This window comes from Mesorhizobium sp. CNPSo 4689 (assembly GCF_057784325.1).
Genome location: NZ_JBWLUZ010000004.1, coordinates 218605 through 234114 on the forward strand (window position 1 = coordinate 218605; position 15510 = coordinate 234114).

The following is a 15510-nucleotide window of genomic DNA, read 5'->3' on the forward strand; positions in this document are numbered from 1 at the left end:
GTCGCGCAGCACGGCTGACGCAACCGGGGCGGCCAACCCGGAGAAAAAATTCCAGCGCTTCGAGGCGATGGTGCTGCAGACCTTCATCCAGAACATGATGCCCAAGGACACCGAGGGCGTTTACGGCAAGGGGCTGGCCGGCGACATGTGGAAATCGCAGCTCGCCGAGCACATGGCCGATGTCATGGCCGCGCGCGGCGGCATCGGCATCGCCAAATCGCTGCTCGCTGACCACTACATGGACGGCAAGCGCATGGTGCCCGTCGGCCCCGTTTCGGGCGGCCCGGACAAGGCCGAGATCGACCAGCAGACCCGGCTGTCGACCTCCATGGTCCAGGAACTGCAGCGCCAGGCCGCGCGGTCGATGACCGGCGATGAGACAACCATAAAAACAGATAAAGAGATCTAGGGACCTACATGGCCGACAAATCGGACTTCTCCAATCTGCCTGCCCGCACGGTCGCGCCTGACGCGCCGATCGCCTTCGCGCGCCCCGGAAACCTTGCCGCCATCATCGGCCGCATCGAGGAAGCGGTCGAAGAGGAGACGGCGGGCATCCGCACCGGCACCGGTTTCGACCTCAAGGCGTCGAACGCCCGCAAGAGCCGCTACCTCTATGAGCTGACCCGCGCCATCAAGGGCGGCAACGAGATCGAATTCCTGGAGCAGCACCGCGAGGGGTTGACGCGGCTGCGCCAGAAACTGGCGCGCAACGAGGCCGCGATCCTCGCTCATCTCAACGCCGTCAACGAGGTCGCCGGTCTTTTGAAGAACGCCATCCAGCGCGCCGAAGCCGACGGCACCTATTCGGCCGGCGAATTCGGCTGGGCAAGAGCGTGATCCCGAACCGCAGGACCGCGTCAGCGAAAAGTGGGACCCGGTTTTCGGACAAGATCATGCTCAAACAAGAAAAAAAGACATGATCAAATTCATCGCCGCCGCGATCTGGATCTGCGCCGCCACGCTCGGCGCGGTGTTCTATTCGTTCCAGGCAGCCGGCGAAAATGGCGTCGGCGAGACGCCCAAGCCGATGCTGGGCGGTCTCGATTACGTCAAGACCGACATGATCTCGGTGCCGCTGATCCGCGATTCCCGGATCGACGGCTATTTTCTAACCAAGCTCGTCTATACGGTCGAACCCGCCGAGATAAAGAAACTGTCGATCCCGGCCGCGGCACTGATGACCGACCAGGTCTATTCCTACCTCTATGCCAATCCGCAGATCGACTTCACCAAGAAGGAAACGATCGATCTCGACGCCTTCCGCAACGCCATCCGCGAAACCGTCAACGCCCGTGTCGGCGTCGAGTTGGTGCATGATGTGTTGGTCGACCAAGTCAACTTCCTGACCAAGGACGAGATCCGCGACAACGCTATGCGCCGGCGCAAAAATGACGATGAGCCAGCGACCACGGAACCGGCCAAGGCAGCCTCGGGACATTGACCTGCAGCAATGCGGATCGGCCACGAGCGCTAGTCTGGTTTCAGGCGAAAGCTCAGACGGCGCCTCACATATCGGCCGAAAACCAAGATGACGCATCCCGGCCGCGTTGACGTAAACGTCAACTCAAAGCTATATGCGCATCAACGCAACCAGACGAGGAGAACAGCCATGGGCGTTCAGGAGATTGCCGACCGGATCAAGTCGCGCGTGGCAAGCGCCGGTTTCGAGCATTCGGTGAAGTTCGACACGGGTAGCGACGGCGTCATCGTCATCGACGGCGCGACCATCTCGACCACCGACGCACCGACCGATTGCACCGTAAAGCTCTCGCTCGACGATCTGGACTCGCTAATTGCAGGCGATCTGAACCCGACCATGGCTTTCATGTCCGGCAAGATCAAGGTCGAAGGCGACATGACGGTCGCCATGGCGCTCAGCCAGCTGCTCGGCTGATCCGCTCCGGATCAAGATAGAACGCCGCCCATCGGGCGGCGTTTTTGCTTGTATCCAGGCTGGAAGCTCTACGCCGCGAACGTGAGCGGCAGCGCCTTCAGCTTGCGCCCCGCCGCCCGTAGCGTGCCCTGCGCGCCGTCAAGCGCGCCTTCCGTCAGTTCCAGCGCCAGCAGCCGGTGCCGCTCATAGGGGCCCGGCATGGTAAGTGCGCCGGTCTTTGCCGCCGAGAAACCGAAGCGCCCATAGTAGGGTGCGTCGCCGACCAACAGGATGGCGCCGTGGCCAAGGCGCGCCGCCTCGGCCACCGCGTGCCGCATCAGCGCCGAGCCGATGCCGGCATTCTTGAGGGCGGGGTCGACGGCGAGCGGGCCGAGCAGCAGCGCTGCCCGACCGCCCTCGCCCAGCCTCACGTCCCAAAGCCGCACGGTGCCGACGACGGCGCCCGAGGCGTCGCGCACGACAAAGGCGAGGCCTTCGGAAGGCCGGCGGCCGCGCCGCAGCTTCTCCGACGACTTTTTCCGCCGCTTCGGCCCCATGGCTCGATCGAGCAAAGCCTCGCGCGCCGCCTCATCGGTGGCGGTTTCGGCGACCATCACAAAGGCCGGCGAGTGGTTCACGATTTCAACTGGCATTTCCATTTCCGCGATCCTTCACGAGCGGAGATCTGTTCCACAGGCGAGCCCGGGCGGGCGACGGGCGCCCACCTGGGATGATCTGAGCGGTTCTTTCGAACCGTCAGATCACGTAGGATCGGAGCGGCTCGAAGCCATTGAAGGCGACCGAAGCGTAGGTCGTCGTGTAGGCGCCGGTGCCTTCGATCAGCACCTCGTCGCCGATGGTCAGCGACAAGGGCAGCGGATACGGCGTCTTCTCGTACATCACGTCGGCCGAATCGCAGGTCGGGCCGGCGAGCACGCAAGGCGCGGTCTCGGTGCCGTCATGCGCGGTGACGATCGGGTAGCGGATCGCCTCGTCCATTGTTTCGGCGAGACCGCCGAACTTGCCGATGTCGAGGAACACCCAGCGCACATTGTCGTTGTCGGCCTTCTTCGAGATCAGCACGACTTCCGACTTGATAACGCCGGCATTGCCGACCATGCCGCGGCCCGGCTCGATGATGGTCTCGGGCAGCGCATTGCCGAAATGCTTGCGCAGCGCCGAAAAGATCGCCTGGCCGTAGGCCTGCGCCACCGGCACGTCCTTCAGGTAGCGGGTCGGGAAACCACCGCCCATATTGACCATCTTCAAGACGATGCCTTCGTCAGCGAGCGTCGCGAACACATGCTTGGCGTCGCCCAGCGCACGATCCCACGCGGTCAGGTCGGTCTGCTGCGAGCCGACATGGAACGACACGCCATAGGCGTCGAGGCCGAGCGTCTTGGCATGGCGCAGCACGTCGACGGCCATTGCCGGCACGCAGCCGAACTTGCGCGACAGCGGCCACTCGGCGCCCTCGCCGTCGGTCAGCACGCGGCAGAACACGCGCGCGCCGGGAGCGACACGGGCGATCTTCTCGACTTCCTCGACGCAGTCGACCGCGAACAGGCGAATGCCGAGCTGGTAGGCGCGTGCGATGTCACGCTCCTTCTTGATGGTGTTGCCGAAGGAGATGCGGTCCGCCGGCGCACCGGCGTCCATCGCCATCTCGACTTCGGCAACGGAAGCGGTGTCGAAGGACGAGCCCATCGCAGCAAGGAGGCGCAGGATTTCCGGCGCCGGGTTTGCTTTCACCGCATAATAGATTTTCGAATCGGGCAACGCCTTCTCGAAGGCGCGGAAATTGTCGCGCACGACATCGAGGTCGACGACGAGGCACGGGCCGTTCGGACGTCGGGTGGCGAGGAAGTCAAGGATGCGCTGGGTAGCCATCGGGGTCTCTCCATCAGCGCCTTGCGGCGCGCAGTAAGGCTGCGGGACGCGGGCCGTCGGCCTCGCGAACACGCGGTGGACAAAGGCGGGACGGAAATCCATGGAACCAGCCGGTGGAGACCCCGGAACCATGAAGCGCCGTCTCGCGGCGGTGAACCTTGGCCTTGCCCGGCCTCGGTTCGCTTTGTCTGCCTTGGCTTGGATGGGAGACCCGTCCGCACTGCCGGCAATGAAGGTGTGCCTCTTCAGTAACCCCGGTCTTTGGACAACCGGCAGAACACCAGAAAGGCCCGCACCGTCGTTGCTTCAAGGTGTCCTCGGTCTGGCGGTTGGCCGCTAAACCGACTGGAGGGGTTAGCTCCAGTTACCTTACCGATTGCCCTCACCATTCGAGGATCGGCGGACACCCACAGGCACGTGCGACTTTGGGCAAGCGCGATATAAGAGCGAAGGGTTTCACAATCAATAAAAATCGTATCCCCTGGTTGTAAAATTTCCGGCACCGAACAATCTACGCATGACCGTATCCGGATATTGAACGATGACAGGCACACACGGCCCGCTCAACGCTTTCCTCGACCTTCGCCAAATGCCGGTGGAGCATGCGCAGTTGGGCCCGCTCGTCGGCCTCAGGCTGGCAGTCAAGGACATCTACGACGTCGCCGGCTACCGCACCGGCTGCGGGAACCCGCGCAAATTCGCCGAGGCCCACGCCGCCTCTCAGACGGCCGAGGCCGTGCAGGTGATTCTCGATGCCGGCGCGCGCTTCATCGGCAAGACCCAGACCGACGAGCTTGCCTTCTCGCTGATGGGCCAGAACGCGCATTTCCCGTTTCCGGTGAACCCGGCCGCGCCCGACCGCGTCACTGGCGGTTCCTCGTCCGGCTCGGCCGCCGCGGTGGCAGGCGGGCTCGCCGATATTGCCGTCGGCTCGGACACCGGCGGCTCCATTCGGGCGCCTGCGAGCTTCTGCGGGCTGATCGGGCTGCGCACCACGCATGGCCGCATCTCACTTGAGGGCGCCATGAAGCTGGCGCCAAGCCTCGACACGTTCGGCTGGTTCGCCGACGACATCGAGACCTACGAGGCGGTCGGCAAACTCCTGCTCGGCCGCGATCCGCATCAGCACGCGCTCAACCGCCCGCTTTCGATCGGCTGGCTGGACGCCTTCGTCGCCGGACCGGCCGAGGCCGCCGAATATGCTGAAATGAAGGCGTGGGCGGCAGCCGTTTTCGGCGAGCCGACGCCGATCGACTACAGCTTCGCCTCTTCCCCCGACGAGCTCTATTGGTGCTTTCGCCGGCTGCAGGCCTACGAGGCCTGGCAGGTGCATGGCGAGTGGATCACGGCTGGAGAGCCTCGCCTTGGTCCCGGCGTCGACGAGCGCTTCGGTTTCGGCCGCGCGGTCGACACCAGAACCGCTGAAGCAGAGACGGCGCGCCGGCTGGTCTTCCGCTCCGAGCTCGCCAGATTGCTTGGCAACCATGGCTTTCTCGTGCTGCCGACGGTTCCCGGCCCGGCACCGCTCGTCAACGGCACGGCCGAGCAGCTCCAGGCCTATCGCGAAAGGGCGCTGCATCTGTTGTGCCTTTCGGGCCTATCCGGTTTTCCGCAGATCACGCTGCCGCTCGGATCGGTGGACGGTGCGCCCTTTGGCCTCTCGCTGCTCGGCCCTTCCGGAAGCGACATTGCCCTGATACGGCTCGGCCGCAAACTTCTCGACGCCGCACGAAAGGCCTGAGCCATGGACACGCTGACCCGCATGCGCGCCTTCATCGACGTGGTCGAGGCCGAAGGCTTTTCGGCGGCCGCGCGCAAGATCGGCCGCTCCAAGGCGCTGCTGTCGAAATATGTGCGCGAACTGGAGGACGAGCTGGGCGCATTGCTGTTGAACCGCACCACGCGGCAGTTCTCGATGACCGAAGCCGGCCATACCTATTACCGGCGCGCCTCGGAGATCGTGCGCGAGGTCGACAGCCTGGCCGATGCGGTGCGCGAATCCTCCGGCGATGTGCGGGGCCGCATCAAGCTTTCGGCGCCGCGCACCTTCGCCGACGCGCCGATCGGCCAATCGCTGATCGACTTTGCCAAACAGCACCCCGACATCGTGCTCGACATCCAGCTCGACGACCGCTTCGTCGACCTGGTCGAGGAGGGCTTCGATCTCGCGGTGCGCATTTCGCGGCTGGAGAATTCCTCGCTCATCGCCAGACGTCTGGCGCCGTTTTCGGTGCGGCTGTGCGCCTCTCCGGAGCTCATCGCCAGGCACGGCATGCCGGCGCGGCCGCAAGACCTTGCCCGAATTCCCTGCATCGTCGACACCAACGGTCGCGGGCTGAACAACTGGCAGTTCAAGGGCGACGGCAGCGACACGGTGAGCGTTTCGGTCTCCGGTCCGGTCGAGGTCAACAGCCCGATGGCAGCACGGGCTGCCGCTGTGTCGGGGCTGGGGTTCACCATACTGCCGGATTTCATCGCCGCGCCCGATCTCGAGAGCGGCCGATTGGTGACCGCGCTGGACGACCGTATCATGTCGGGCGCCGGCATCTTCGCCGTCTATCCGCATCGGCGCTATTTGCCCGCCAAGGTCCGCGTCTTCGTCGATTTCCTGGTGCAATGGTTCAGGGTGCGCGACGCCGCCTGACTGGCCTCGTGCCCGGCGGTCCCAATTTCGCCCCCTTTGTGATAACTCTCGGGTCCACCTCCGAAGTCGATGGAATCGCGACCGAGAATGCAGCTGAAACGGCAGGCAATTTTGATGGCTTCGGCCATGGCGGCGACATTTGCCGCGGTCGAGTCGGCCGCTGCGCACCCCCACGTCTTCGCCGAGGCCCGCCTCGACGTCATCCTCAGCCCAGATCACCAAAGTGTGAAAGCGCTGCGCCATCTCTGGCGCTTCGACGACCTGTTTTCGAGTACGGTGATGATGGAGTTCGACAAGAACTCCGACCTGAAGCTTGACGACAAGGAGCTGAAGGATGTCGCTGACACCGTCCACGCTTCGCTCGCCGAATTCAACTACTTCCAGCTCGTCACCGTCGACGGCAAGGACGTGGCGATGACGCCGCCGCCGCACCTGATGGCCAATTTCGAGAACGATCAATTGATCATCCTGTTCGAGTCCGAGCCGAAGCAGCCGATCAAGCTGTCCGGCAAGATCGACATCGGCGTCTACGACCCGACCTTCTATACGGCAATCGACTTCACCGAGGATTCCAACATCACGGTCGAAGGCCTGCCTTCGACATGCACCAAGAAGGTCGTCCGTCCGGATCCGGACGAGGCCATCGCAGAGAACCAGAAGACCTTGACGGAAGCCTTCTTCAACGATCCGACAGGCACCGACATGAGCAAGATCTTCGCCACCAAGCTCGAACTGAACTGCCCGCCAGAAGGATAGATCCGGTGATGAAACCGTCCCCGCGCCTGGCGCTCGGCCTCGTGGCCGCCGCTCTGCTGATGACGCACTTCCTCGGCTCCGCCCATGCCCAGAGCTCGCTCGGCATCGGCACCAATGACGGCATGGCCCCCACCGCCAGCGGCCCGTTCGCCCACATCCTGATGTGGATCAATCTCAGACAGCAGGAATTCTACCGCGCGCTGGCGACGGCGATGAAAGCGATGCGCCAGGACGGCAGCAAGATGTGGCTGCTGATTGCGCTCTCCTTCGCCTATGGCATTTTCCACGCCGCCGGTCCCGGTCACGGCAAGGCGGTGATCTCGTCCTACATGGTGGCCAACGAAGTGGCGCTGAAGCGCGGAATCCTGCTGTCCTTCGTCTCGGCCCTGCTGCAGGGGTTGACGGCGATCGCCGTCATGCTGCTCGCCTATTTCGTGCTGCGCGGCACCACCGTCTCGATGACCGACGCTGCATGGTTCATGGAGATCATGAGCTTTGTCTTCGTCACCTTGTTCGGTGCCTGGCTGCTGTGGCGCAAGCTCGGTCCCACCGTCCTGCGCCTGTTCGGCCCCGGCCCGGCCTACAGTCTCTCGGCTGCTCACGCCCATTCGCATGGTGGCCATTCCCATGCCGCGCATGCGCATTCGGCGCATTCCCATGCGCGTCACGACCACGATCATACGGACCATGACCATTCGCATGATCACGACCACGGGGCACATGCCCACGATCATCACGACCACGGCGCGCACGATCACCACGATCATGGCGCGCATGCCCATCACGACCACGCGGCGGGCGAGGTCTGCGAGACCTGCGGCCATTCGCATGCGCCCGATCCGTCACTGCTGTCGGGCGATCGTTTCGACTGGCGCACGGCCTGGTCCGCGGTGGCCGCCGTCGGCATCCGCCCCTGCTCCGGCGCGCTGATCGTGCTGAGCTTCGCGCTGCTTAACGGGTTTTGGCTCGGCGGCCTGCTGTCGGTCCTGGCGATGTCGCTCGGCACGGCGATCACGGTCTCGGCGCTGGCGACGCTTGCCGTCACCGCCAAGAACTGGGCCGTCTATTTCGCCGGTGACGGCCGTATGGGCAACCGCATCCACTCGATCGTCGAGATCGGCGGCGCGGCCTTCGTCTTCCTGTTCGGATTGCTGCTGCTGTCGGCAAGCCTGACTGGCGGGGTATAACGCCCGGGCGCCATCAGGCTTAGTTCGCCACCTTGCCGTCGAGCTCATCCTCGATATGAGCGTGGATGATCTCGTCGAAACTCTTTTCGGCTGTAAAGCCAAGCTCCCTCGAACGCCGCGCCTCGAACCGCGTCGGCCAGCCCTTCACGATCGCCCAGATCATTTCGTCGGGTTGCTCGCGGATCAGCTTCACCGCGCCGGCCCCGGCGACGCGCTCGAGCGCCTCGATCTGCTCGCCGACCGTGACGGCGACGCCGGGCATGGTCAGGTTGCGGCGCGGCCCGACGGCACTGCCGTCGATCCCGGCGGCATGGATCAGGAAGTTCACCGCCGAGCGCGGGCTGGCATGGGTGTGCACGACCGAGCGCGGCACCGGCAGGATCGCCTCCTGACCGCTCAGCGGCTCGCGGATGATGCCGGAGAAGAACCCGGAGGCAGCCTTGTTCGGCTTTCCGGGCCTGACACAGATCGTCGGGAGCCTGATGCCGATGCCATCGAAAAACCCGCGCCTGGAATAGTCGGCAAGCAGCGCCTCGCCAATCAGCTTCTGCGTGCCGTAGGAGGTCAGCGGCGTCGGATGGAATTCGTCCGGGATGATATCCGGGAACGGCGCGCCGAACACGGCGATCGACGAGGTGAAGACAAGGCGCGGCGCGAACGCCGCCAGCCGCACGGCATCGAACAGCGCACGCGTGCCGTCGAGATTGACGCGGTAGCCGAGATCGAAATTGGCCTCCGCCTCGCCCGACACGATGCCGGCAAGATGAAAGATCACGTCGGGACGCGAAGCCACCAGGCTTGCCGTCGCGCCGGGTGCTGCGAGATCGCCGGTATGGATGGAGGTATCGACGCCGTCGATGACGGGCGCCTGCGGCGGCACGATGTCGTGCAGGTCTAGCGCGGTGATCTTCTGCCCGCGCAGCGTCCGGTCCTTCGCCAGCCGGGCAATGAGCTTGCGGCCGACCATGCCTGCCGCTCCGGTGATCAGAATGCGCATTTGTCAGAGACCCTTCTTGCGTTGGCTGCGGCCGCGCAGCCAGAACACGACGAACAACGCCAGCAGGAAGATGGCGGCGACGACGACTGCGAGAACGGTCGAGACGCTGCCGACCGCCAGCATCACCGTTGGCAGCCAATAGGCGGCGAGGCCGAACAGCAGCATGATCCATGCCGCCGCAATCAGTGCATTGCGCGTATCGCGATCCATCACGCGCGCCCGATGCGGCGGAAAATCATGCTCATTGCCAATGTCATGGGATTCCCTGCGTCAGTGATAGTGACCGTGATGCGGCGCCGTACCATGTGCATGATCATGATCATGGTCGTGATCATGCTCGTCATCGGCGCAATGCCCGAATTCCGGTTCGACAGTGGCATGGTTGATGCCGTGCTCGGCCGCAAGCCGTTTCTTGATGGCGCTGACGGCGGTATGGGCATCGACCCCGTCATTGAGGCAGGCGTGCAGCGTCGCCATGTTGGCTGAGCCATCGAGCGACCAGACATGCATGTGATGCACCTCGCGCACGCCCTTCACCGTCCCCTCGATGTCCTTGGCGATGAGATCGCGATCGAGGCTTGCCGGCACGCCTTCGAGCAGGACATGGGCGGCTTCGCGCATCAGCGACCACGCTGTCGACAGGATCAGCAGCGAGACCAGCACCGACAGGATCGGATCGATGGGCGTCCATCCGGTCGCCAGGATGACCAGGGCCGCAACGATGGCCGCCGCCGAGCCGAGCAGGTCGCCCAGCACATGCAGGATGGCGCCGCGCATGTTGAGGCTGTCGCGATCGCCGCCATGCAGCACGAAGAACGAGCCGATGTTCACCAGCAGGCCGGCGATTGCCACCACCAGCATCGGTCCGCCGAGCACCGGCGCCGGCGTCAGCAGGCGGCCCCAGGCCTCGTAGACGATCCACAGTGCGATGGCGAAGATGGCGATGCCGTTGGTGTAGGCGACCAGCGTCTTGACCCGCCCGAAACCATAGGTGAGCCGGACCGTCGCCGGCCGTCCGGCAAGATGGAAGGCATACCAGGCCAGGCCGAGCGCGATCGAATCGGCAAGCATGTGGCCGGCATCCGCCAGCAGCGCCAGCGACCCCGTCAGCAGGCCGCCAAGCGCCTCCGCCACCATGAAGCCAGCCGTCAGGCAGGCGGCGATCAGCACCCGTTTCTTGTCGGTCGAGCCATGCACATGGCCGGCGCCGTGGCTGTGGGCGTGCCCCTGCGAACCATGATCGTGGCTATGAGCCATACATGAAACTCCTGCTAGAGCCTGATCCATCCCGACAAAATCGGGATGGAAGCTCTATCTTCTTGTTTGACCATGATCTTGTCCGAAAACCGGTTTCCACTTTTCGGGATCATGGTTCAGGCGCCGAACTCGGCGCGAAAGTCCTCGAGCCGCCGCTTCTGCTGGCCTTCAGCATCGAAATTGGCCGGATCGAGCCATGCCTCATAGGCTCTGCGCAGATCAGGCCATTCCTTGTCGATGATCGAGTACCACGCGGTATCGCGGTTTTCACCCTTGACCACAAGATGCTGGCGGAAAATGCCCTCGAACTTGAAGCCGAAACGCTCGGCCGCGCGCTTCGACGGTTCGTTGCGGTTGTTGCATTTCCATTCGTAACGGCGATAGCCGAGCTCGTCGAAGATGTACTTCATGAACAGGAACTGCGCTTCGGTCGCCGCCGGCTTGCGCGAGATGATTGGCCCCCAATAGATGTTGCCGATCTCGATGACGCCATAGGCCGGATCGATGCGCATCAGCGTCTGGCGGCCGGCGACCTTGCCGCTGGCCTTGTCGATGACGGTGAAGAACAAGGGGTCTTCACTCGCTTCAACCTTGTCCAGCCATGGCTGGAAGGCGGCGCGGGTTTCCGGCGGATAATCGGGCAGCCAGGCGAAGCGGCCGCCGACGTCAGGCACAGACGACGCTTCGTAGAGGCCGTCGCCATGCTTTGCGGCGCTCAGCGGCTCGAGCCTGACAGTGCGGCCTTCAAGCACCTTGCGTTCGGGCCGCGGACGCGGCTGCCAATTCTTGAGATTATCCGACACGCAAGGCTCCAATCCGTTTGACTTTTGTGACCGGACGCTCACAAAAACGCACGCTGAGTGAAAGAACCACAGGGACGGGAAAAATGCTCCACACGATTTCGGCCTTCGACCGTCTCGGCGAGGAAAATGCCTTCGCGGTGCTCGCGCGCGCAACGGCACTTGCCCATCAAGGCCGCGACATCGTCAATCTCGGCATCGGCCAGCCCGACTTCAAGACGCCGCAGCACATCGTCGATGCAGCGATCAAGGCGCTGCGCGACGGCCACCATGGCTACACGCCGGCCAATGGCCTCTTGGCGACGCGCGAGGCGGTGGTGCGCCGCACGCTGACCACCACCGGCGTCGAGGTGTCGCCCGAGAGCGTGATGATCCTGCCCGGCGGCAAGCCGACCATGTTCGCGGCGATCCTGATGTTCGGCGAACCGGGGACGGAAATCCTCTATCCCGACCCCGGCTTTCCGATCTATCGCTCGATGATCGAGTTCACCGGCGCGGCCCCCATTCCGGTGCCGATCCGCGAGGAGAACGGCTTTGCCTTCTCGGCCGACGAGACGCTGGCGCTGATCACGCCGAAGACCAGGCTTCTGATCCTCAATTCGCCGGCCAACCCGACCGGGGGCGTGACGCCGCGTACCGAGATCGAGAAGCTGGTCAAGGGCTTGGAAGCCCACCCACATGTCGCCATCCTCTCCGACGAGATCTACGACGTGATGACCTATGACGGCGAGACGCATTGCTCGCTGCTCACCTTCCCCGGGATCCGCGACCGGCTGATCGTTCTGAACGGCTGGTCGAAGACCTGGGCGATGACCGGCTGGCGCATGGGCTGGTCGATCTGGCCGAACGGCGACAAGGGCGCCCATCTCTACGACAAGGTGCGCAAGCTGGCGGTCAATTGCTGGTCCTGCGTCAACGCGCCGAGCCAGTTCGCCGGCATCGCCGCCATCGACGGGCCGCAGGACGACGTCGACAAGATGATGCGCGCCTTCGACAATCGCAGGAAGGTCGTGGTCGAGGGGCTGAATGCCTTGCCCGGCGTTTCTTGCATCACGCCGAAGGGTGCATTCTACGCCTTCCCCAACGTTTCCAAGACCGGCTGGAAGGCCAAGAAACTCGCTTCGGCGCTGCTTGAGGATGCCGGCGTGGCGCTGATCGGCGGTCCCGATTTCGGCATTCTCGGCGAAGGCTATATCAGGCTCTCCTACGCCAATTCGGAAGAGAACATCCTGCGTGCGCTGGAGCGGATCGAGGCGTTCCTGGCGAAGTAGGACTTCAGCCGCTCACCCACGCCCGACGAACGGCATCTTGGTTGCCATCACCGTCATGAACAGCACGTTGGCGTCGAGCGGCAGGGTCGCCATGTGGACGACGGCATCGGCGACGCGCTCGACATCCATCACCGCTTCGGCGGCGATCGAGCCGTTGGCCTGCGGCACGCCGACCGTCATCGCTTGCGCCATGTCGGTGAGCGCATTGCCGATGTCGATCTGGCCGCAGGCGATGTCATAGGGCCTTCCGTCCAGCGCCAGCGTCTTGGTCAGCCCGGTGATGGCATGCTTGGTCGCGGTGTAAGGCACCGAGCCAGGCCGCGGCGCATAGGCCGACACCGAGCCGTTGTTGATGATGCGGCCACCCATCGGCCGCTGCCGGCGCATGGCGCCAAAGGCGGCGCGCGCGCACAGGAACGAGCCGGTGAGATTGACGCCGACGATATCGGTCCACACCTCGACCGGGATCTCGTCGATCAATGTCGACTTGTAGCCCATGCCGGCATTGTTGAAGAGCAGGTCGACACGGCCGAACGCCTCCAACACCGTCTCGAAGAGATCGTCGACCTGGTCGGCCTTGCTGATGTCGCAGGCAACCGCCAGCGCCTTGGCGTCCGTTTTCCCGGCTTCAGCGATCGCCTCCTCCAGCACCGTCTTGCGGCGGCCGCAGAACACCGTGTTCCAGCCCGCCTTGAGCAATGCCGTGGCGACACTTTTGCCGATGCCGGTGCCGGCGCCGGTGACGATGGCGGTTTTCTCTGTGATGGCTGTCATCGCCGTCCTCCCTGATCATGGCTGGAAGAACATGTGCCATCGCAAATGACGGCTCCCATGGCAAGCCGAACCATTCGTGATCGGTTCAACAAAAAGGGCGGTCATTGGCGACCGCCCCTGATCTGAACCGGGCTTGGGAGGAGGAGAAGCCGGTCCGACTGCTTAGAATGATGCGCTTGCTCGGTTAACGAGGCACTAACGCAATGGCGTCCACCTCGGCGGCCAGCAGTGCTCGCCCGAAGCTACCAGCGCGGATTGGGCGAAGTTCCGGCCGGCACCTTCGCCGCCGACACCGTCGCCTCGACATGATCGACCAGCGCGTCCGGCAGGCCGAGACGTCCGGCGAGCAGGTCGAGATAACCGCGTTCGGCGCGCGTGTCGGGATCGATGGTGAGGCGCGAGGCCGTGTAGAGTTCGAGCTTCTGCGCATCGGTCTTGGCGCCGGCGACCAGCGTATCGAGGTCGAGCGGGCTTTCCAGTTCCGTCATCAGGAATTGCTCCGCTTCCGTGCCGATGCCCGACAGGCTGAGCTTGCCGGCGATCTTCTGGCGTTCTTCGTCGTCGACATGGCCGTCGGCTTTCGCCGCCGAGATCATCGCCCGCACCAGCGTCAGCGTGAATTCGTCCTCGCCTTGCGGCGCCTGTGATGGATGGAAAGCGGTGTCGGCGGGCGGCGGCAGCAATTCCGGCTCGCCGGCGGCGGGCGTTTGCGCCGGCGCGTTGCCGGCCTTGTAATTCTGGTAGGCCTTGTAGGCGAGGCCGCCAATGGCGGCCATTCCGCCGAGCTTCACGGCCGTACCGGTGACCTGCCGGCCGGCGCCGGTTCCAAGCAGCACCGCAGCCAGCGCGCCGGCTGCCAGCGGATTGTCCTTGGCCATCTGCACGGCCTGCCCCGCCTTGTCGCGGACGGTGCCGCTTGTGCCGGGGATTTGCGAGCCCAGCAGATCGTCGAGGAGCTTCTTGGGATCGAACATCAGTGCCTCCAGAATTTGCCCGGCCGAACGGGCAGGTTTCGAACGTCGAAGAGGTAGGGCCCGCACATTGACATTACAATGACGGGCGGGCGCTTTGTCGGAAATGCCGGCGGCGGCGCAAATTGAACCCGGTGTCGAAACCGGCTCCGGCTTCGGCTAGTGTTCCGGCCCTGTCGACGAGGGAGGAGTTTGCCGTGACCGTTGAACCAGACCGCGCGCCGGCGCGGGATCCGCAGGATCTGGAGCGCCTGTTGATCGCCCGCCAATGGGTGGGCGACATCGATGGAATGGTGGCGCTGTTCGAACCCAACGCCGTTGTCGACAGCGGCGAAGGTCAGTTGACGCGTGGCCGGGAGGCAATCCGAACGCTCTTCGCGGAGATCACCGCGGCGGGCCGGAAATTCGCCGCCGGAGAGCAGCGCCCCGCCCTCATCAATGGCGACCTGGCGCTCACCTCAACCAAGCTACCTGACGGGAGCATAACCACCGAGGTCGCCCGCCGGCAGGACGACGGCACATGGCTGTGGGTCATCGATCGCTACTCGGTTGTAGCCTTCTAGGTAAGCGCGGACATCGCCGCCAGCGAGTCCATGTAGTCGCGCCAACCCACAATCTTCCGATCTTCAATCGTGACAACCGAGATGAAGCGGTTTTCGTAGAGCTTGCCGGAGCCGACTGCGTTGCCCTGAACTTCGTACTCGAGGATGACGACGCCGGGAGTCTGGGAAATGTTCACCACGAGCGCGTCCGCGCCATGCAACACCATGCCCTCCCCGTAACCCGCATACAGGGCCATGAGGGCTTCACGGCCCACTAGCTTTGTTGGCCAACCACGAAATCGATAGCGAAACTCGAACACCGCATCGGCAGCGATCGTGTCGAAGTAGTGATCACCGTCGACAAGGCCTGCCAGGCCCTGCCTAACGATGTCAAAGAAAGGATCGAGCGCGGAAAACGCAGCATAGGCAGGGTCACGCATCGCTCTACTCCCATGTTCGTAACCCGAGGCGCGCAGCGTATACGGGGCGCCAATCTACCTCCAGAGACATTTCCGCCAGCTGGCATCGGCGCGGCGACGGCATAT

19 protein-coding genes are annotated in these 15510 nt (G+C 64.1%); 10 read left to right on the plus strand and 9 right to left on the minus strand.

Features of this window, described 5'->3' with window-relative positions:
* Positions 1-97: 97 nt before the first annotated feature.
* The 4 genes from AC04SI_RS08680 (at position 98) to AC04SI_RS08695 (ending at position 1897) form a co-directional block, all read left to right on the plus strand.
* A complete protein-coding gene (locus AC04SI_RS08680; protein ID WP_488474186.1) occupies positions 98-409 on the plus strand; it encodes a rod-binding protein in 312 nt (103 codons plus the stop codon).
* 8 nt (positions 410-417) lie between these two features.
* Positions 418-840, plus strand: coding sequence for a hypothetical protein (locus AC04SI_RS08685; RefSeq protein WP_404276231.1), 423 nt, complete (start codon positions 418-420; stop codon positions 838-840).
* Between the two features lie 79 nt (positions 841-919).
* Positions 920-1444 carry a hypothetical protein gene (locus tag AC04SI_RS08690; protein ID WP_006199421.1) on the plus strand — a complete coding sequence of 175 codons (525 nt, stop codon included), beginning with the start codon at positions 920-922 and terminating at the stop codon, positions 1442-1444.
* Between the two features lie 168 nt (positions 1445-1612).
* A complete protein-coding gene (locus AC04SI_RS08695; RefSeq protein WP_120014974.1) occupies positions 1613-1897 on the plus strand; it encodes an SCP2 sterol-binding domain-containing protein in 285 nt (94 codons plus the stop codon).
* A gap of 68 nt (positions 1898-1965) precedes the next feature.
* Here AC04SI_RS08695 and AC04SI_RS08700 read toward each other — a convergent pair whose 3' ends face one another.
* Together AC04SI_RS08700 and odc2 are read right to left on the minus strand one after the other, a co-directional pair.
* Complete coding sequence (locus tag AC04SI_RS08700; RefSeq protein ID WP_404276234.1) at positions 1966-2535, minus strand: GNAT family N-acetyltransferase; 570 nt, start codon at positions 2533-2535, stop codon at positions 1966-1968.
* Between the two features lie 97 nt (positions 2536-2632).
* A complete protein-coding gene (gene odc2 / locus AC04SI_RS08705; protein ID WP_192177854.1) occupies positions 2633-3766 on the minus strand; it encodes an ornithine/lysine decarboxylase in 1134 nt (377 codons plus the stop codon).
* Between the two features lie 541 nt (positions 3767-4307).
* Between odc2 and AC04SI_RS08710 the strand changes: the two genes are divergently transcribed.
* From AC04SI_RS08710 to AC04SI_RS08725, 4 genes are all read left to right on the plus strand, one after another.
* Positions 4308-5507, plus strand: coding sequence for an amidase (locus AC04SI_RS08710; RefSeq protein WP_404276236.1), 1200 nt, complete (start codon positions 4308-4310; stop codon positions 5505-5507).
* A 3-nt stretch (positions 5508-5510) separates the two neighbouring features.
* Complete coding sequence (locus AC04SI_RS08715) at positions 5511-6410, plus strand: LysR family transcriptional regulator (protein ID WP_404276238.1); 900 nt, start codon at positions 5511-5513, stop codon at positions 6408-6410.
* Between the two features lie 87 nt (positions 6411-6497).
* Positions 6498-7166: a DUF1007 family protein gene (locus AC04SI_RS08720; protein WP_404276240.1), complete on the plus strand. Its 669-nt coding sequence runs from the start codon at positions 6498-6500 to the stop codon at positions 7164-7166.
* A gap of 8 nt (positions 7167-7174) precedes the next feature.
* On the plus strand, positions 7175-8353 hold the full coding sequence (locus AC04SI_RS08725) for a nickel/cobalt transporter (protein ID WP_488474187.1): 1179 nt from the start codon (positions 7175-7177) through the stop codon (positions 8351-8353).
* 19 nt (positions 8354-8372) lie between these two features.
* Here the strand turns inward: AC04SI_RS08725 and denD are convergent, their stop codons facing one another.
* The 4 genes from denD to AC04SI_RS08745 form a co-directional block, all read right to left on the minus strand.
* Entirely contained in the window at positions 8373-9350 is a 978-nt protein-coding gene (gene denD / locus AC04SI_RS08730; RefSeq protein WP_404276241.1) for a D-erythronate dehydrogenase, read from the minus strand.
* 3 nt (positions 9351-9353) lie between these two features.
* Positions 9354-9560, minus strand: coding sequence for a hypothetical protein (locus AC04SI_RS08735; protein WP_404276243.1), 207 nt, complete (start codon positions 9558-9560; stop codon positions 9354-9356).
* Between the two features lie 60 nt (positions 9561-9620).
* Positions 9621-10607 carry a cation diffusion facilitator family transporter gene (locus AC04SI_RS08740; RefSeq protein WP_404276245.1) on the minus strand — a complete coding sequence of 329 codons (987 nt, stop codon included), beginning with the start codon at positions 10605-10607 and terminating at the stop codon, positions 9621-9623.
* A 116-nt stretch (positions 10608-10723) separates the two neighbouring features.
* Positions 10724-11410, minus strand: coding sequence for a GNAT family N-acetyltransferase (locus tag AC04SI_RS08745; RefSeq protein ID WP_404276247.1), 687 nt, complete (start codon positions 11408-11410; stop codon positions 10724-10726).
* A gap of 83 nt (positions 11411-11493) precedes the next feature.
* Between AC04SI_RS08745 and AC04SI_RS08750 the strand changes: the two genes are divergently transcribed.
* The gene (locus AC04SI_RS08750; protein ID WP_404276249.1) at positions 11494-12678 is read left to right on the plus strand and encodes a pyridoxal phosphate-dependent aminotransferase; all 1185 of its coding nucleotides are present in this window, start codon (positions 11494-11496) and stop codon (positions 12676-12678) included.
* Between the two features lie 12 nt (positions 12679-12690).
* Here the strand turns inward: AC04SI_RS08750 and AC04SI_RS08755 are convergent, their stop codons facing one another.
* Positions 12691-13452, minus strand: a complete 762-nt coding sequence (locus AC04SI_RS08755) for an SDR family oxidoreductase (protein WP_404276251.1) — start codon at positions 13450-13452, stop codon at positions 12691-12693.
* A 242-nt stretch (positions 13453-13694) separates the two neighbouring features.
* Entirely contained in the window at positions 13695-14426 is a 732-nt protein-coding gene (locus AC04SI_RS08760) for a tellurite resistance TerB family protein (protein WP_404276253.1), read from the minus strand.
* A gap of 194 nt (positions 14427-14620) precedes the next feature.
* Between AC04SI_RS08760 and AC04SI_RS08765 the strand changes: the two genes are divergently transcribed.
* Positions 14621-14986 carry a YybH family protein gene (locus AC04SI_RS08765; protein WP_404276254.1) on the plus strand — a complete coding sequence of 122 codons (366 nt, stop codon included), beginning with the start codon at positions 14621-14623 and terminating at the stop codon, positions 14984-14986.
* Here the strand turns inward: AC04SI_RS08765 and AC04SI_RS08770 are convergent.
* Entirely contained in the window at positions 14983-15405 is a 423-nt protein-coding gene (locus tag AC04SI_RS08770; RefSeq protein ID WP_404276256.1) for a nuclear transport factor 2 family protein, read from the minus strand. The two genes, AC04SI_RS08765 and AC04SI_RS08770, sit on opposite strands and share 4 nt — an antisense overlap.
* Positions 15406-15510: the final 105 nt, after the last annotated feature.